The organism is Mesorhizobium sp. M7A.F.Ce.TU.012.03.2.1 (assembly GCF_004006095.1).
Taxonomy (GTDB): Bacteria; Pseudomonadota; Alphaproteobacteria; order Rhizobiales; family Rhizobiaceae; genus Mesorhizobium.
The window spans coordinates 1,107,661-1,124,636 of record NZ_CP034779.1; the positions used below are offsets into that span (position 1 = coordinate 1,107,661).

16 protein-coding genes are annotated in these 16,976 nt (G+C 63.6%); 14 read left to right on the forward strand and 2 right to left on the reverse strand.

Features of this window, described 5'->3' with window-relative positions; genetic code table 11:
- The first annotated feature begins 237 nt into the window (after nt 1–237).
- From EJ079_RS05290 to EJ079_RS05325, 8 genes are all read left to right on the forward strand, one after another.
- Nucleotides 238–1,179 carry a sugar ABC transporter substrate-binding protein gene (locus EJ079_RS05290; RefSeq protein ID WP_127808285.1) on the forward strand — a complete coding sequence of 314 codons (942 nt, stop codon included), beginning with the start codon at nt 238–240 and terminating at the stop codon, nt 1,177–1,179.
- A 112-nt stretch (nt 1,180–1,291) separates the two neighbouring features.
- On the forward strand, nt 1,292–2,368 hold the full coding sequence (locus EJ079_RS05295) for an ABC transporter permease (protein ID WP_127808286.1): 1,077 nt from the start codon (nt 1,292–1,294) through the stop codon (nt 2,366–2,368).
- A 2-nt stretch (nt 2,369–2,370) separates the two neighbouring features.
- Complete coding sequence (locus tag EJ079_RS05300) at nt 2,371–3,138, forward strand: ATP-binding cassette domain-containing protein (RefSeq protein ID WP_023810655.1); 768 nt, start codon at nt 2,371–2,373, stop codon at nt 3,136–3,138.
- Nucleotides 3,139–3,250: 112 nt separating this feature from the next.
- A complete protein-coding gene (gene iolG / locus EJ079_RS05305; protein WP_027039991.1) occupies nt 3,251–4,246 on the forward strand; it encodes an inositol 2-dehydrogenase in 996 nt (331 codons plus the stop codon).
- Nucleotides 4,247–4,278: 32 nt separating this feature from the next.
- Complete coding sequence (locus EJ079_RS05310; protein WP_127382806.1) at nt 4,279–5,073, forward strand: SDR family oxidoreductase; 795 nt, start codon at nt 4,279–4,281, stop codon at nt 5,071–5,073.
- Between the two features lie 191 nt (nt 5,074–5,264).
- A complete protein-coding gene (locus EJ079_RS05315) occupies nt 5,265–5,531 on the forward strand; it encodes a type II toxin-antitoxin system Phd/YefM family antitoxin (protein WP_127808287.1) in 267 nt (88 codons plus the stop codon).
- On the forward strand, nt 5,528–5,950 hold the full coding sequence (locus tag EJ079_RS05320) for a type II toxin-antitoxin system VapC family toxin (protein WP_127808288.1): 423 nt from the start codon (nt 5,528–5,530) through the stop codon (nt 5,948–5,950). Before EJ079_RS05315 ends, EJ079_RS05320 begins: the two co-directional genes overlap by 4 nt.
- Nucleotides 5,951–6,480: 530 nt before the next feature.
- Nucleotides 6,481–7,572: a 3-deoxy-7-phosphoheptulonate synthase gene (locus EJ079_RS05325; protein ID WP_127808289.1), complete on the forward strand. Its 1,092-nt coding sequence runs from the start codon at nt 6,481–6,483 to the stop codon at nt 7,570–7,572.
- 197 nt (nt 7,573–7,769) lie between these two features.
- Here EJ079_RS05325 and EJ079_RS05330 read toward each other — a convergent pair whose 3' ends face one another.
- Nucleotides 7,770–8,405 (reverse strand): LysE family translocator, encoded by a 636-nt coding sequence (locus EJ079_RS05330; protein ID WP_127808290.1) that lies wholly within the window; start codon nt 8,403–8,405, stop codon nt 7,770–7,772.
- A gap of 129 nt (nt 8,406–8,534) precedes the next feature.
- On the opposite strand from EJ079_RS05330, the gene EJ079_RS05335 reads away from it, so the two are divergent.
- Entirely contained in the window at nt 8,535–9,233 is a 699-nt protein-coding gene (locus tag EJ079_RS05335) for a YafY family protein (protein ID WP_127808291.1), read from the forward strand.
- A gap of 170 nt (nt 9,234–9,403) precedes the next feature.
- On the opposite strand, the gene EJ079_RS05340 is transcribed toward EJ079_RS05335, so the two are convergent.
- A complete protein-coding gene (locus EJ079_RS05340; protein ID WP_127808292.1) occupies nt 9,404–10,513 on the reverse strand; it encodes a Gfo/Idh/MocA family oxidoreductase in 1,110 nt (369 codons plus the stop codon).
- A 155-nt stretch (nt 10,514–10,668) separates the two neighbouring features.
- Here EJ079_RS05340 and EJ079_RS05345 point away from each other — a divergent pair, with 155 nt between their 5' ends.
- From EJ079_RS05345 to EJ079_RS05365, 5 genes are all read left to right on the forward strand, one after another.
- Entirely contained in the window at nt 10,669–11,514 is an 846-nt protein-coding gene (locus EJ079_RS05345; protein ID WP_164873922.1) for a MurR/RpiR family transcriptional regulator, read from the forward strand.
- 141 nt (nt 11,515–11,655) lie between these two features.
- Complete coding sequence (gene iolC, locus EJ079_RS05350; RefSeq protein ID WP_127808294.1) at nt 11,656–13,590, forward strand: 5-dehydro-2-deoxygluconokinase; 1,935 nt, start codon at nt 11,656–11,658, stop codon at nt 13,588–13,590.
- Between the two features lie 34 nt (nt 13,591–13,624).
- Nucleotides 13,625–15,475, forward strand: coding sequence for a 3D-(3,5/4)-trihydroxycyclohexane-1,2-dione acylhydrolase (decyclizing) (iolD, locus tag EJ079_RS05355; RefSeq protein WP_127808295.1), 1,851 nt, complete (start codon nt 13,625–13,627; stop codon nt 15,473–15,475).
- Between the two features lie 223 nt (nt 15,476–15,698).
- Nucleotides 15,699–16,616: a myo-inosose-2 dehydratase gene (gene iolE, locus EJ079_RS05360; protein WP_127808296.1), complete on the forward strand. Its 918-nt coding sequence runs from the start codon at nt 15,699–15,701 to the stop codon at nt 16,614–16,616.
- 58 nt (nt 16,617–16,674) lie between these two features.
- Complete coding sequence (locus EJ079_RS05365) at nt 16,675–16,893, forward strand: DUF3329 domain-containing protein (RefSeq protein WP_127398902.1); 219 nt, start codon at nt 16,675–16,677, stop codon at nt 16,891–16,893.
- Nucleotides 16,894–16,976 lie beyond the last annotated feature (83 nt).

A 16,976-nucleotide genomic window follows, 5' to 3' on the forward strand; every position in this document is an offset into this window, starting at 1 on the left:
CGCAGGCCGCGGAATCGCCCTTGACGCCCCGATGTGAAATGGAATAAATATTTCATCATCTGTGTATTTTGGTTCTTTCGTTCCGTAATATCTGTTTCAAACGGAGGGTTTGACGTTCCAGCCAGGAGGCAGGCGTCACCCGGAACAGAAGAGACATCAGGGAGAGATTCCCCGGGGAGATCGGGGATTCCGGATAAATCGGTGAAACCGGACACCAATATGTGGAGGAGAAACACAATGAAGAAATTGATTTTGGGCGTCGCCTTCGCGGCGCTGATGAGCTCATCCGCCCTGGCCGCCAAGGTTGGCGTGTCGATGGCCAAGTTCGACGACAACTTCCTGACCGTGCTGCGCAACGGCATGATCGAGCAGGCCAAGGGCATGAGCGGCGTCGAGCTGCAGGTCGAGGACGCGCAGAACGACGTTGCCAAGCAGCTTGACCAGATCAAGAACTTCGCCGCCTCGGGCGTCGATGCCATCATCGTCAACCCGGTCGACACTTCGGCCACGCAGGCGATGTCGGACGCAGCCGCCGCAGCCAAGATCCCGCTGGTCTATGTCAACCGCGAGCCGGTCAATGTCGACACGCTGCCCGACAACCAGGCCTTCGTCGCCTCGAACGAAGCCGATTCCGGCACGCTCGAGACCAAGGAAGTCTGCCGCCTGTTCAAGGAAGCCGGCAAGAAGGAAGCCAATGTCTATGTGATCATGGGCGAGCTTTCCAACCAGGCCGCCGTGCAGCGCACCAAGGACATCGACGACGTGATCGCGACGCCGGAGTGCAGCTTCATCAAGATCATCGACAAGCAGACGTCGAACTGGAACCGCGACGAGGCGCAGAACCTGATGACCAACTGGCTGTCGACCGGCAAGCCGTTCGACGGCGTCATCGCCAACAATGACGAAAGCGCCATCGGCGCCATCCAGGCGATGAAGGCCGGCAACATCGACATGAAGGCGGTTGTCGTCGGCGGCGTCGATGCCACCCAGGACGCGCTGGCGGCCATGCAGGCGGGCGACCTCGACGTAACCGTGTTCCAGGACGCCGCCGGCCAGGGCGCCGGCGCTCTCGATGCGGCGCTCAAGCTCTCCAAGGGCGAAAAGGTCGAGCACAAGGTCTACGTGCCCTTCCAGCTGGTGACGCCAGCCAACATCGACAAGTTCCTGAAGAAGAACTGAGCCGCCAACGGTTCGATACGGAGCGGCGCTCTCGACCAAGACAGCGCCGCTCCCCTCTCTCCCTCAGCGCCGCAGGCGCGAGGGCGACCGCGGCTGATGGAGGACAGAATACGTGGCACAGACATCTCATGGCGTGGGCGGCGTCGGTTTTGATGCGAAGAAGCGCACATGGCCGGCCGAGTTCAATGTTTTCCTGGCACTGGTCATTCTCGTCGTCATCTTCGAACTGATCGGCCGCATTTTTCTCGGCGACAGCTTCCTGTTCAACACACGCAGCGACGTCGGCGGCATCTTCAACGAAGCGCGCCTGCAGATCATCATCCTGCAGGTGTCGATCGTCGGCATCATCGCCATCGGTGTGACGCAAGTGATCATCACCGGCGGCATCGACCTGTCCTCGGGCTCGATCGTCGGCGCGACCGCCATGATCGCCATGAGCTTCGCCCAGGTGGCGACGGTCAACGGCAACCCCAATCCCAAGGCGATGTTCCTGGCGCAAGGCTGGACCGACCTGCCTGTCATCGTGCCGCTGCTGGTGGCGATCGCCTGCGGCCTGTTCGCCGGCCTGGTCAATGGCGCGCTGATCGCCTACACGCGCATTCCGCCGTTCATCGCCACGCTCGGCATGATGGTGACCGCGCGCGGCATCGCCAAATGGTGGTCCAAGGGCCAGCCGATCTCGTTTCCCACCGAGAGTTTCGCCGGCATCGGCAAAGGCCTGATGCCCGTCGTCATCTTCCTGTCGCTGGCCATCCTGTTCCAGCTGATCATGACCTACACCAGGTACGGCAAGCACTGTTACGCGATCGGCTCCAACGAGGACGCCGCGCGCATGTCCGGCATCAAGATCGCCAACCACAAGATCCTGGTCTACGTCATCGCCGGCATTCTCGCCGCGCTCGCCGCCGTGGTGCTGAGCTCCAAGAACCTGACCGCGCAGTCCGGCATGGGCGTGATGTACGAGCTCGACGCCATCGCCATGGCGGTCATCGGCGGCGTCTCCCTGTCGGGCGGCCGCGGCTCGATCATCGGCACGGTGATCGGCTCGCTGATCTTCGGCGTCATCATCTCCGGCTTCACCTTCCTGCGCCTCGACGCCTACTACCAGGAGATGGTCAAGGGCGTGATCATCGTCGGTGCGGTGGTTCTCGACCAGTGGCGCCAACGCCTGCGGGCAATGAGGGCATGACCATGTCAGACATCGTCCTGAAGACTGAAAACCTGACCAAGCGCTATGGCGGCGTGCACGCGCTGGAAGGCGCGAATTTCGAACTGCGCAAGGGCGAGCATGTCGCCATCATGGGCGACAACGGCGCCGGCAAATCGACCTTCGTGCGCCAGATCACCGGCGTCGAGCAACGCACCAGCGGCCAGATCTGGTTCGACGGCAAGGAGGTGAATTTTGCCGGGCCGATCGAAGCCCGCACGGCGGGCATCGAGACCGTGTTCCAGAACCTGGCGCTGGCCGACGATCTCGACGTGCCTTCGAACCTGTTCCTCGGCCGCGAGAAGGTGTTGTTCAACCTCGGCCCGTTCTCGATCCTGGACCGCAAATACATGCGCAAGGCGACCGAGGCGGCGCTCGTCCGCACGGCGGTGAAGATCCCCAATCTGTCCAACACCATCCGCCACATGTCGGGCGGCCAGCGTCAGTGCGTGGCGATCGCCCGGACGGCGACTTTCGCCTCCAAGCTGATCATCATGGACGAGCCAACGGCTGCCCTTGGCGTGCAGGAGACCGCGCAGGTCGAAAACATCGTCCGTACGCTCAAGGACAATGGCGAGCCGCTGATCCTGATCAGCCACAATATGCGCCAGGTGTTCGATCTCTGCGACCGTATCGTCGTGTTCCGGCGCGGCCGCATCGTCGCCAATCTGCGCAAGGAGAACACCGACGGAAACGACATCGTCTCCTACATCACCGGCGCCAAGACCGGAGAGGCGGAACTCGCGGCCTAAAACAGGATGATCACCCTGTTTTAAGGTATGCGTGCGTGAAGTAATCTTGCCCCCTTCCTCAGGGAAGGTGCGGACACAACTCTCTCAAACCCATCCCCTAGAGGAAATACCCATGACCGTTCGCTTCGCTCTCCTCGGTGCCGGCCGCATCGGCAAGGTCCACGCCCGCGCCGTCGGCTCCAACCCGCAGGCCAAACTGGTTGCCGTTGCCGATGCGTTCGAGAAGGCCGCCAAAGAGCTGGCGAGCGCCTATGGCGCCGAGGTGCGCAGCATCGAGGATATCGAGAAAGCCGGTGATATCGACGCCGTCGTCATCTGCACGCCGACCGACACCCATGCCGATCTGATCGAGCGCTTCGCCAAGGCCGGCAAGGCGATCTTCTGCGAGAAGCCGATCGACCTCAACGTCAAGCGCGTCGAGAAGTGCCTGGCCGTGGTCGAGAAGACCAAGGCGACGCTGATGGTCGGCTTCAACCGCCGCTTCGATCCGCATTTCGCCGCCGTACGCAAGGCGATTGACGACGGCGCCATCGGCACCGTCGAGATGGTCACCATCACCTCGCGCGATCCCGGCGCGCCACCGATCGACTACATCAAGCGTTCGGGCGGCATTTTTCGCGACATGACCATCCATGATTTCGACATGGCGCGCTTCCTGCTCGGCGAAGAGGTCGTGGCGGTCAGCGCCCATGCCTCGGTGCTGGTCGACAAGAAGATCGGTGCTGCCGGCGATTTCGATAGCGTCAGCGTCATCCTGGAAACCGCTTCCGGCAAGCAGGCGGTCATCTCCAACTCGCGCCGCGCCACCTATGGCTACGACCAGCGCATCGAGGTGCATGGCTCGAAAGGCATGGTCGCGGCCGAGAACCAGCGCCCGGTGTCGATCGAACTGGCCAACGAGAAGGGCTATACCCGCCCGCCGCTGCACGACTTCTTCATGACCCGCTATCTCGACGCCTACGCCATTGAGATCGCCGCGTTCATCACGGCCGCGACCTCGGGCAAGAAAGCGTCGCCGAGCGGTGCGGATGGGCTGGTGGCGCTGAAGCTGGCCGACGCGGCGCTGAAATCAGCAACGACCGGCAAGACCGTCCGTCTCGACAAGTAAGAACCGGAAACTAGGGTACAGGGAGCCGAGCGATGAGCACATCCGCCGATCGCAATTCGAAGACGCGCGCCATCGTCACAGGTGGCGCCCAGGGGATCGGCTTTGCCGTCGCCGAAGCTCTGGCCGAGGAAGGTTGCCGGGCACTGGCGCTCATCGGCCGTTCGCAGGAGAAGGGCGACAAGGCCGTCGCCCATTTCAGGAGAGCCGGCGTCGACGCGATCTTCATCAGCGCCGACGTCTCTAAAGTGGCCGACTGCAAGCGGGCGGTCGCCACCGCGATCTCGCATTTCGGCACCATCAACGCCCTGGTCAACGCCGCCGCGACATCGGCGCGCGGTTCGCTGGTCGAAACCTCCGAGGAGCTTTTCGACACCATCTTCGACACCAATGTGCGCGGCCCGTTTTTCCTGATGCAAGGCGTGGTGGCGCATCTCCTGGAAAAGAAGGCACCAGGCTCGATCGTCAACGTGCTGTCGATGTCGGCGCATACCGGCCAGTCGTTCCTGACGCCCTATTCGACCAGCAAGGGCGCGCTGATGACGCTGACCAAGAACGTCGCCAACGCCTATCGTCACAACCGCATCCGCTGCAATGCGGTGCTGCCGGGCTGGATGGACACGGAGGGCGAGGACATCGTGCAGAAGAAATGGCACGATGCGCCGGACGACTGGCTGGCAAAGGCCGAAGCCGCACAGCCGATGGGGCAATTGGTGAAGCCGGACCAGTTGGCGCGGCTGATCAGCTACATGGTCAGCCCGCAGTCCGGCGTCATGACCGGATCGCTGGTCGACTATGACCAGAGCATTGCGGGGTCGTCTCCGGAATAGGGTCAGCCGAATAGCCTCTCGTCCAGAAGCAGCTCGGCCAAGCCTTGGCCGAGCTTGCCCTCGCCAGCGTGACCGGCTCCAGACCAAAAATCGCCAAGGGACCCGAGCTCTGAAAGCCCTCCCTTCCCCTGTTGCCGCCGCATCACCACTCCCATATAGTCAAGATAGTCAGACTGGTCATGGAGGTCGCAATGCTGTCTGCGCCCAAAGAGAATACCAATTGGACGGTCGCCGGGGCAAAAGCCCGGCTCTCGGAGGTTATCGAGCGCGCGCAGTCTTCGCCGCAGACGATCACCAGAAACGGCAAACCAAGCGTGGTTGTCGTCTCGGCCGAGGAATGGCAGCGCAAGACCGCGCGCAAGGGTACGCTTGCGGAGTTCCTGCTGGAGTCGCCGCTGCGCGGCGCCGATATCAACCTTGAGCGTCAGCGCGATGAACCGCGTGATCTGCCGCTGTGAGGCTTCTGCTCGATACGAATGTCCTGTCTGAAGTGACACGACCGGCGCCGGACGCACGCGTTCTGAACTGGCTGGATCGGCTTGATGAGGACCGCTCCTTCATCAGCGTCGTGTCGATCGCCGAGATCCGGCGCGGAGTCGCCCTCATGGATGAGGGTCGGAAACGTGAGGCCCTGGCCGAGTGGCTTGCTCGGGACCTGCCGCAGCGCTTCGAGCAGAGGGTTCTTCCGGTGGACGAACCGGTTGCCTTGGCCTGGGGCGACTTGATGGGCCTTGCAAAACGCAGCGGTCGCGGCCTGTCGTCGATGGACGGCCTGATCGCAGCCACGGCGATTGCGCAGGAGCTTACCTTGGCAACACGCAATACGAAGGATTTCGAAGGTTTTGGAATTGAACTTTTTGATCCCTGGACTGCATGAAGCGCTCGGCGGCGTATGTCTGCATCGGAAACACCATCACTTCGTCATCCACGGGCGGAGCAAGGAGCGTAGCGACGCGGCGCAGACCCGAGGATCCATGCCGCGACTTCCGAGTGCGCGCCACGGTGCAGAATTCTGCTCCGCTGCACTCTATGGTCAAGGTCGCGGCATGGATCCTCGGGTCTCCGCGACGGAGCTACGCTCCTGCTCCGCCCGTGGATGACGAAGGCGGGGAGGCTTCGGCCAATCCCGAATTGTCTCCAATCAGGGCACGTGACAAGCGCCTCCGCATCGACTATATGAGCCTCATGATCAACCTGACCGCCACATATTGGTACTTTAGGAGCTCGCTGGCGGCGGGAGGATTGCGCTCGATCTGAAGATTGCAGCAACAAGATCCGAACAGCCGCCATACCTGGCGGCTTTTTTGTTTCAGCCGGCAGGTTCCCTCTAAATCAAAGAGGAGCATGATGTCGTCCGAAACCGCTTCACACTTTTCGGCATCATGCTCTCGACAGGAGCAGAAAGCCGTGTTGACCACCACAGACGACCTCCGGGTCAAGGAAATCCGAGAACTGAGTACGCCGGACGAGGTGATGCGGGAGATCCCGCGCACTTTGACGGCGACGCGCACCGTCAGCGCATCGCGCAACGCAACCCATGCCATCCTGAACGGCACCGACGACCGGCTGCTCGTCATTGTCGGCCCGTGTTCGATCCACGATCCGGTCGCGGCCGTCGACTATGCCAGCCGTCTGGCGGCGCTGCGCGAGAGCCTGTCGGACCGGCTGGAGATCGTGATGCGGGTCTATTTCGAGAAACCGCGCACGACGGTCGGCTGGAAAGGCCTGATCAACGATCCCGACCTCGACGGCAGCTTCAACATCGACAAGGGGCTGCGAATGGCGCGCAATGTGCTGTCGGCCGTCAACAATCTCGGCCTGCCGGCGGCGACCGAATTCCTCGACATGACCACGCCGCAATACATTGCCGACCTGGTCGCCTGGGGCGCGATCGGCGCGCGCACGACCGAGAGCCAGATCCATCGCGAACTCGCCTCGGGCCTCTCCTGCCCGGTCGGCTTCAAGAACGGCACCGACGGCAATCTGCGCATCGCCGCCGAGGCGGTGAAATCGGCCGCCCAGCCGCATCATTTCATGGCGGTGACCAAGGGCGGACGCAGCGGCATCGCCACGACCACCGGCAATGAGGACTGCCACGTCATCCTGCGCGGCGGCGTTCAGCCCAACTATGACGCGGCGAGCGTCGAAGCCGCCGCTGTGGAACTCGCCCGCATCGGCATTGCGCCCAGGCTGATGATCGATGTCAGCCACGCCAACTCGGCCAAGAAGCCCGAGAACCAGCCCAAGGTCGCGGCAGATGTCGCCGGCCAGGTCGCGGCAGGCGACGAGCGCATCATCGGCCTGATGATCGAGAGCAATCTCGTCGCCGGCCGGCAGGACGTGGTGCCGGGCAAGCGGCTGCTCTATGGCCAGAGCATCACCGATGGCTGCATCGACTGGGCGACCACCGAGACGGTGCTGCACGGCCTTGCCGGCGCCGTCGAGTGGCGCCGCTCGGCACGCCGCGCCATGATCGACAACCGGCAGGGAGCCGCTTGAGCCACTATTGCCGGCCTTTGCCCGGCACGACCCCCACCCTAACCCTCCCCACAAGGGGGAGGGAACGCTGCCGCGCACTCCTACTCGAATCTTGACGTCTGAAAGCCTCGGCAGTTTGCCATTGTCAGCGCCGGCGGGAGTCTCCCTCCCCCTTGTGGGGAGGGGTTAGGGGTGGGGGTCTTCTTCGCAAGAAATCCCTACGCCGCTCTCAGTCCTTCCCATGCGGTAAACACCGACACGGCAAAGAGCAGCAGTCCGGCCGCCCGGCCGGCAAAAATGGTGGCCCGCGGATTGGCGATCAGAAGGTAGCGGCTGCGGCCGGCCGTGATCGCCAGCCCGCCATAGATCGCAGCCTGCGTCACCACGGTCAGCAGCCCCATGATCGTCGCCTGCATCCAGATCGGACCGTAGTCCGGTTTCAGGAACTGCGGGTAGACGGCAAGCACGAACAGGTATGCCTTCGGGTTGATCAGGCAGGTCACAAAACCCTGGCGAAAAGCCTTCCATGCGGAACGGCTGCCGGTGGGTCCGTCCTGGCCGACAGTGATGGAACTGCGCATCAGCGTGATGCCGATAAAGGCCATGTAGGCGGCGCCGGCAAGCAGCAGCGGCCTGAACAGGATCGGCACGAAATGCATCAGCAGGCCGACGCCGATGGCGCCGTTCAGCGTGTGCACCATGCCGCCGACGATGATGCCGCCGGTCGCGGCGAGAGCCCTGTCGCGCCCGCCGGTCAGTGCATTGGCGAGCACGAAGAGCATGTCCATGCCCGGAACGGCGATGATGCCGAACAGCAGGATAAAGAAAAGCCAGAGATTTTCCGCATAGCCCATGTCAGTTGCCTGCCGCCTCGCTCCGCCAAACCGCAGCGGAACCTGTTGATTTTCAATTCGATAGGCGCTCCTATAGGTCAGCCCAACTGACAATGCTGTGTCAGTTGGGCGCGCAACCTGGGGTAAAAAATGCGCAAGGCGTCACGCCTGTTCGAGATCATCCAGATCGTGCGGCTGGCGCGGCAGCCGGTGACGGCGGCAACGATTGCCGAGCGGCTGGAAGTGACGGTGCGCTCGATCTATCGCGACATCGCAGCGTTGCAGGCGATGCGCGTTCCGATCGAAGGGGGCCGCGGCATCGGCTATATCCTGCGCCCCGGCTTCGACCTGCCGCCGCTGATGTTCTCGATCGAGGAGATGGAGGCGATCGTCCTGTCGCTGGCGCTGCTGGAGCGCACCGGAGACAGCGAGCTCAAGCAGGCGGCCAAGCGCGTCAGCGCCAAGATCGCCGGCGCGGTGCCGCCACCCTTGCGGCAGGCATTCGACGCCAATGCGCTGCATGCATGGGGGTTCGCCGCGCCTTCGACCGGCGCGATCGATCTGGCGCTGGTGCGCCGCGCCATCCGCGACGAGGAGAAGCTCGATCTCTCTTATCGCGACGAGATGGGCCGCGCCTCCGAGCGTCTCATTCGCCCGATCGCGCTCATCTACTACGCCGAAACCGCCAACATCGTCGCCTGGTGCGAGCTGCGCCAGGCGATCCGCAATTTCCGCAGCGACCGGATCGAGGATTGCCAGGAGACGGGGCTGCGCTTCAAGGGCGAAGGCGACCGGTTGCGGCAGGTCTGGGTGAGCGGTTGGGAGATCAATGCGGCGGTTGGCGACTGACGCGATTTCCCTTCTCCCCCTTGTGGGAAAAGGTGGATCGGCGCGCAGCGCCGAGACGGATGAGGGGTGTTCCAGCGGAGTGAGACGTTGGTGTTCCCTGGAGCACCCCTCATCCGACCTCGCTTCGCGAGCTCACCTTCTCCCGCAAGGGGAGAAGGTGAGCCGCCGCCTTACCTCACATCGACCCAGCGCTTTTCCTCAAACGAGCGCGCCATTGCGTGGACGGTGCGCTCGATCTCCAGCCCTTCGGCAAACTCGATGAGCCGCGCCGGCTTGCCGGCAAGCCGCGTCAGCAATTCGTGGCATTCGATGATCTTGAGGTCGTTGAAGCCGAGGCCATGGCCGGGAGCCGGCACGAAGAGGTCATAGGGCTTGTGGTGCGGCGCCACCAGGATGGTGCGGTAGCCCTGTTCGGTCGGACGGTCTGATGTGAGATAGAGCTGGAATTCGTTCGATCGCTCCTGGTCGAACAGGATCGACCCTTTAGAGCCGAAGATCTGGACGGCGATGCGGCCCTTGCGGCCCCAGGCCGAGCGGTTGACCAGCAGCGTGCCGGCAATGCCATTTTCCAGATGCATCAGCACGCTGGCGATGTCGTAGGTTTCGACCGCGCGACGGCCGCCGCTGGCCAGCTTGCGGTCGGCATAGGGTTTGGCCATGTCGCAGATGACACTGGCGACGCGGCCGAACAGGGCTGAGACCAGCGACAGCGGATGCACGGCGAAATCGTCGAGCGCGCCATAGCCTGAAGCTGCTTCGTGCTTCCAGAAGAACAGCGCTTCGGGATCGGCCATGAAGTCCTCGTCCATCTCGATGCGCAGATGGTTGACCTCGCCGATGATCTTCTCGTCGAGCAACGCGCCGATGTGGCGGATGGCCGGGCTCTGGATGTAGTTGTAGCCAAGCGCCGCGACCTTGCCGGACTTTCTCGCCGCCGCCGCCATCGCCTCGGCCTCGGCAAAGCTCGGCGCCATCGGCTTTTCGCACCACAGATGCTTGCCGGCTTCGAGGATGGCGATGGCCATTTCCGGATGGAACTGGTTGGGCGTGGTCAGCGAGACGATATCGACTTCGGGATCGTTGACGACGGCACGCCAGTCGCCCGACGCCTTGGCGAACCCGAACTCGCCCGCCTTGCGCCGGGCGAGCTCTTCATTGACCTCGCCGAGATGGACCAGCCGTGGCTTGGCAACGTCGGGAAAGACGGCGCCGACGGCACTCCATGCGATGGCGTGACACTTGCCCATGAAACCCGTACCGATGAGACCGACGCCGACCATTTTCCGTTTCTCCACTGCTTGAAGCGCTGCGTGGATGAATTAGTCCATTTTTCCCTGGAATGGAATGTCTGCCTCATTTTTTATGGTGTTCTTGCGCAGGCTCGCTATGATGGTGCACAGAGGACGCTTCACGCATGAGCCTGGACAGAGCGACGATGGACGAACGGGTACCTCGCGATTTCGAGACGCTGCGCACCACCATCCTGGAGCGGCGCGAAAGCCTGCCGAAGCGCATCGCCCAGATCGCTGCCCATGCGCTCGACAATCCCGACGACATCGCCTTCGGCACCGCCGCCAGCATCGCCGCTTCGGCCGGCGTGCAGCCTTCGACCCTGATCCGATTTGCCCAGCAGCTTGGCTTCGATGGTTTCACCAGCCTGCAGCAGGTGTTTCGCGAACGGCTGCGCGAGCGCAACTCATCTTATGACGAAAGGCTGCAGGCGTTGCGCGCCAAGGCAGAGGGGGGTGCCGGCCACCGGGCGATCTTCGACGGCTTCGTCGCCGCCGCCTCGACCTCGCTCAACGACATTTCGCGCACGCTGGACGACGCGCATCTGGAAGAGGCCATTTCCCTGCTGGCGAAGGCGGAAACCATCTACGTTCTGGCCAAGCGCCGCTCGTATCCGGTGGCGTCCTACATCGCCTATGCGCTGGGCAAGCTGAAGATCCGCAACCAGCTGATCGAATCGGCGGCCGGGCTGAATGCCGAGATGATCGGCTTCGCCACGCCGGCGGATGCCGTCATCGCCATCTCCTTCTCGCCCTACGCGCCGGCCACGATTGAGGAGGCGCGCAGTATTTCGGAACAGGGCGTGCCGATCGTCGCCATCACCGACAGCTCGTTTTCGCCGCTCGCCCAGTTCGCCAAGGTCTGGTTCGAGGTTGCCGAGGCCGATTTCGCCGGCTTCCGCTCGCTGTCGGCGACGATGGCGCTGGCCATGGCGCTGACCGTCGGCGTCGGCGAGAAGCGACGCGACACGGGCCGCAAGCGCAAGGGCTGATCCACCGCCGAAAAGGTACTTTTCATGAAAGGAACGCTCATTCCATATTGACTATGGATTGGAATTATTATTTCATATTCCCGGCGCCACGCTGCCGCTCGCGCGTGTACCCCAACACAACAAGGCCGACGGGAGGTTCCAATGAGCGAAGCCGTGGACGCTGAATACGCGCCGCTCGACGTCATCACCATCGGTCGCGCTTCCGTGGACCTTTATGGGCAGCAGATCGGCTCGCGGCTGGAGGACATCACCTCCTTCGCCAAGTCGGTCGGTGGCTGCCCGGCCAACATCGCGGTCGGCACCGCCAGGCTCGGCCTGCACTCGGCGTTGCTCACCCGCGTCGGCGACGAGCAGATGGGCCGCTTCATCCGCGAGCAGCTGACGCGTGAAGGCGTCAATGTCGACGGGCTGAAGACCGACAAGGAGCGGCTGACCGCCTTGGTGCTGCTGTCGGTCGAGGACGAAGGCGTTTCGCCGATGATCTTCTACCGCTCGGACTGCGCCGACATGGCGCTGGCGCCGGAAGACATCGATGAGGCCTTCATCGCCTCGGCGCGCTCGATCGTCGTTACCGGCACGCATTTTTCCAGGCCCAACAGCGATGCCGCGCAGCGCAAGGCGATCCGCATCATGAAGGCCAAGGGCGGCAAGGTGGTGTTCGACATCGACTACCGGCCGAACCTGTGGGGCCTTGCCGGCCATGCCGAAGGGTTCGAGCGCTATGTGAAATCGGACCGGGTCTCGGCGCAGTTGAAGACGGTGCTACCCGATTGCGACCTCATCGTCGGCACCGAGGAAGAGATCATGATCGCGTCGGGCGCCGACGATTGCCTGAGCGCCTTGAAGACGATCCGCTCGCTGTCGTCCGCCACCATCGTCCTGAAGCGCGGCGCCATGGGCTGCATCGTCTATGACGGACCGATCAGCGACGATCTCGAGGACGGCGTCGTCGGCAAGGGATTCCCGATCGAGATCTACAATGTGCTGGGCGCCGGCGACGCCTTCATGTCCGGTTTCCTGCGCGGCTGGCTGGGTGGCGAAGACCATGCGACAGCGGCGACCTGGGCCAATGCCTGCGGCGCCTTCGCCGTGTCGCGGCTGCTCTGCGCGCCGGAATATCCGACCTTCGAAGAACTGCGGTTCTTCCTCAAACACGGCAGCAAGCATCTCGCCTTGCGCAAGGACGAGGCGATCAACCACATCCATTGGGCGACGACGCGCCGGCGCGACATCCCCTCGCTGATGGCGCTCGCCTGCGACCACCGCGTGCAGCTCGAGGATGTGGCGGCGAAGGCCAGCGCCGATCCGGCACGGATCGAAGAATTCAAGGTGCTGGCGGTCAAGGCCGCTGCGAAGGTCGCCGCCGGCCGCGACGGCTACGGCATGCTGATCGACGAGAAACACGGCCGCAAGGCAATGTTCGAATTCGCCAGGCATTCCTTCGCCTGGCTCGGGCGGCCGGTGGAGTTGCCGGGCTCGCGGCCGCTGCGCTTCGAATTCTCGCAGGACATCGGCTCGCAGCTTGTCGAATGGCCGGTCGACCACTGCATCAAATGCCTGTGTTTCTATCACCCCGACGATCCGGCGGCGCTGAAGGAAGAACAGCAGCAGAAGTTGCGCGCCCTGTTCGAAGGCGCGCGGAAGGTCGGCAGGGAACTTCTCATCGAGATCATTGCCGGCAAACATGGCAAGCTCGACGACACGACGATCCCGCGCGCGTTGGAGGAACTCTATGCGCTCGGCATCAAGCCGGACTGGTGGAAGCTCGAGCCGCAGGCGTCGAGCGGCGCCTGGGCGAAGATCGAGGCCGTCATCCTGAAGCACGACCCCTGGTGCCGCGGCGTCGTGCTGCTGGGCCTGGAAGCGCCGCAGGACGAGCTGGAAGCGGCGTTCGCCGCCACCGCCAAGGCGCCGATCGTCAAGGGCTTTGCCGTCGGCCGCACCATCTTCGTCCATGCGGCCGAGCAATGGCTGGCCGGCAAGATGTCGGATGACGAGGCGATCGCCGATATGGCGCAGCGCTTCGAACAGTTGACGGATGCGTGGCTTGCCGCGCGCGGCCGCAAGGCGGCATAAGAAGGCGCGGAATAGGACTGCGGAGGAAAACACCATGAGCAAGACAATCCGCCTGACGATGGCGCAGGCGCTGACCCGCTTCCTCAGCCGCCAGATGACCGAGATCGACGGGAGCAAAGTCCCGATCTTCGGCGGCGTCTGGGCGATCTTCGGCCACGGCAATGTCGCTGGCATCGGCGAGGCGCTTTATCAGCTGCGCGACGAACTGCCGACCTTCCGCGCCCACAATGAACAGGCGATGGCGCATGCGGCGATTGCCTACGCCAAGGCCAATTTCCGCCGCCGCTTCATGGCCGCGACCTCTTCGATCGGCCCCGGCGCGCTCAACATGGTGACGGCGGCGGCGCTCGCCCATGTAAACAGGTTGCCCGTCCTGTTTTTGCCGGGCGACGTCTTCGCCAACCGCATCCCAGACCCGGTGCTGCAGCAGGCCGAGGATTTCTCCGACGGCACGGCGACGGTCAATGACTGCTTCCGTCCGGTTTCACGCTATTTCGACCGCATCACCCGGCCGGAGCAGATCATCCCGGCGCTCAGCCGCGCCATGGCTGTGCTGACCGATCCGGCCGAATGCGGCCCGGTGACGCTGTCTCTGTGCCAGGACGTGCAGGCCGAGGCCTACGACTACCCCGAGAGTTTCTTTGCCGAGAGGGTCTGGCACCAGCGCCGGCCGCGCCCGGATCGCCATGAGCTTGCCGCTGCGGTAGCGGCGCTGAAGGGCGCAAAAAAGCCGCTGGTGATCGCCGGCGGCGGTGTCCTCTATTCGCAGGCGTCGGACGAACTGGCGAAATTCGCCGAGAGCGCCGGCATCCCGGTCTGCGAGACGCAAGGCGGCAAATCCTCGTTGCCGGACGATCATCCGCTCAACATGGCGGCGGTCGGCGTCACCGGCACTTCTGCCGCCAATCGGCTGGCTGAGGAAGCCGATGTCGTGCTGGCCATCGGCACGCGCCTGCAGGACTTCACCACCGGCTCGTGGGCGCTGTTCAAGAATTCCGGCAAGACCATCATCGGGCTCAACGTGCAGCCCTTCGACGCCGGCAAGCACCGGGCGCTGCCACTGGTCGCCGATGCGGCCGAGGGCCTGGCGGAACTCGGCGCGGATCTGAAAGGCTGGAAGGCGCCGGCAAGCTGGACCGCCAATGCGGCCACCGGCAAGAAGGCCTGGCAGGCCGAGGCGGCCAAGGTGACCGCGTCGACCAATGCCGCCTACCCGTCCGACGCGCAGGTGATCGGCGCCGTGCAGCGCGCCATGGGCTCCGGTGTGACGCTGCTGAATGCCTCCGGCGGGTTGCCGGGCGAATTGCACAAACTTTGGCAGGCGGGCGCGCCCGGATCGTATCATGGCGAATATGGCTTCTCGACCATGGGCTACGAGATCGCCGGCGGGCTCGGAGCCAAGATGGCGAAGCCCGGCGAGGAGATCGTCGTCATGATCGGCGACGGCTCCTACCTGATGATGAACTCCGAAATCGCCACCTCGGTGATGCTCGGCCTCAAGCTCACTATCGTGCTGCTCGACAACAGAGGCTATGGCTGCATCAACCGGCTGCAGATGGCGACCGGCGGCGCGAACTTCAACAATCTGCTGAAGGACTCGCGCCACGAGGTCCTGCCCGACATCGACTTTGCCGCGCATGCGGCGAGCATGGGGGCGATCGCCGAGAAAGTGCCGTCGATCGCCGGGCTGGAAAACGCGCTGGCACAAGCCAAGAAGAATACGCGCACCACGGTGCTCGTCATCGACACCGACCCGCTGGTTTCCACAGATGCCGGCGGCCATTGGTGGGACGTGGCGGTGCCGGAAGTGTCGGCAAGGCCGCAGGTCAACGCGGCGCGCAAGGCGTATGACGAAAAGCGGAAGATGCAGAGTGTGGGTGATTGAGGTCGGCGCTGCCCCTCACCTGCCTGCCGGCATCCTCTCCCCGTATAGGGACGGGGAGAGGGACGCTGTCACCACCGGTTTCGCCAATCACCGCCGTCGCAAGAAAGACGCCGAGGTCGCGGCTAGACCCCTTCTCCCCGTCACTATACGGGGAGAAGGTGCCGGCAGGCGGATGAGGGGCGGCGGCAACCAAAGGATAACTGTTCTAAACCGGAGTGACGACTTGAAAGCCAAACTGGGCATGTCCCCCATTGCGTGGTGGAACGACGATCTTGCGGAACTCAGCGATGATGTGTCGCTGGAAGAATGCCTGCGCCAGTCGCGCTCGGCCGGCTTCACCGGCATGGAGATGGGCCGGCGTTTTCCCAATGATCCCGAAATCATGCTGCCGATCCTGAAGGCAGCCGACGTCACGCTATGCGGTGGCTGGTTCTCCGGCACGCTGGTCGATGGGGAGATGGCCGACAACAAGGATCGCATCCAGCCGATGATCGACCTGTTCAAGGCGGTGAATGCACCTTGCATCGTTTATGGCGAAGTCGGCCGCTCGATCCAGGGCGACCGCTCGAAGCCGTTGGCGACCAAGCCGAAGCTGTCGGATGACGAGATGAAGGCCTACGCGAAACGCCTGACCGAATTTGGCGAATGGTGCGCCGAACAGGGCATGCCGCTGTCCTACCACCACCACATGGCGGCGGTGGTCGAGACCGAGCCGGAACTCGATGCCTTCATGCGCTATTCCGGAGCCGGCATTCCGCTGCTGCTCGATGCCGGACATCTGGCATTCGCCGGCGGCGACGTGCTGCGTGCCATCGACAACCATCACACCCGCATCAGCCATGTGCATGTGAAGGACGTTCGCATGGAGGTGATCGACAGGCTCGATCGCACCAAACAATCCTTCCTCGACGCGGTGGCGCTCGGCGCCTTCACCGTGCCGGGCGACGGTTCGCTGGATTTCGGCGCCATCGTGCAGCGCTTCGCCGACCATGGCTATGAGGGCTGGTTCGTCGTCGAGGCCGAGCAGGACCCGAAGAAGAACCCGCCGCTCAGGATGGCGCAGGTTGGCTACAAGGAATTGATGCGCGTCATGACCGCCGCCGGCTACACGGTCGAGACGCAAGGCTTTCCAAATGTCTAGTTTCCCAATGGCTGGTGCGACGGGTTCCCGGCGGGGCCGATTGCTGTAGATTGGCCCGATGAAAGATTCCGAACACCCCTTCTTCCGGCCTTTGTGGCGGCGTGCCGCCATCGTCGCGGTCTGCGTCATCTGGTCGATCATCGAGTTCGCCACCGGCACGCCGTTCTGGGGCATGATCGCGCTCGGCTTCGCCGGCTACGCCGTCTGGCAGTTTTTTTATCTCTACAAGCCTGCTGACGAGGCGAAGCCTTCGGTCGAGCCCGAGCCGAAGGAGTAACTGATCGCATGCGTTGGCGACTAGCTTGCAGTGCTTCTCGTTTCGTCATCCTAGGGTCTCCGCGACGGAGCTTCGCTCCTGCT

Bases quoted from the DNA above. Each gene is read 5' to 3' on its own strand.
- EJ079_RS05290 (WP_127808285.1), top strand. From the start codon at position 238: ATGAAGAAATTGATTTTGGGCGTCGCCTTCGCGGCGCTGATGAGCTCA.
- EJ079_RS05300 (WP_023810655.1), top strand. From the start codon at position 2,371: ATGTCAGACATCGTCCTGAAGACTGAAAACCTGACCAAGCGCTATGGC.
- iolG (WP_027039991.1), top strand. From the start codon at position 3,251: ATGACCGTTCGCTTCGCTCTCCTCGGTGCCGGCCGCATCGGCAAGGTC.
- EJ079_RS05310 (WP_127382806.1), top strand. From the start codon at position 4,279: ATGAGCACATCCGCCGATCGCAATTCGAAGACGCGCGCCATCGTCACA.
- EJ079_RS05315 (WP_127808287.1), top strand. From the start codon at position 5,265: ATGCTGTCTGCGCCCAAAGAGAATACCAATTGGACGGTCGCCGGGGCA.
- EJ079_RS05330 (WP_127808290.1), bottom strand. From the start codon at position 8,405: ATGGGCTATGCGGAAAATCTCTGGCTTTTCTTTATCCTGCTGTTCGGC.
- EJ079_RS05335 (WP_127808291.1), top strand. From the start codon at position 8,535: ATGCGCAAGGCGTCACGCCTGTTCGAGATCATCCAGATCGTGCGGCTG.
- EJ079_RS05340 (WP_127808292.1), bottom strand. From the start codon at position 10,513: ATGGTCGGCGTCGGTCTCATCGGTACGGGTTTCATGGGCAAGTGTCAC.
- EJ079_RS05345 (WP_164873922.1), top strand. From the start codon at position 10,669: ATGGACGAACGGGTACCTCGCGATTTCGAGACGCTGCGCACCACCATC.
- iolC (WP_127808294.1), top strand. From the start codon at position 11,656: ATGAGCGAAGCCGTGGACGCTGAATACGCGCCGCTCGACGTCATCACC.
- iolD (WP_127808295.1), top strand. From the start codon at position 13,625: ATGAGCAAGACAATCCGCCTGACGATGGCGCAGGCGCTGACCCGCTTC.
- EJ079_RS05365 (WP_127398902.1), top strand. From the start codon at position 16,675: ATGAAAGATTCCGAACACCCCTTCTTCCGGCCTTTGTGGCGGCGTGCC.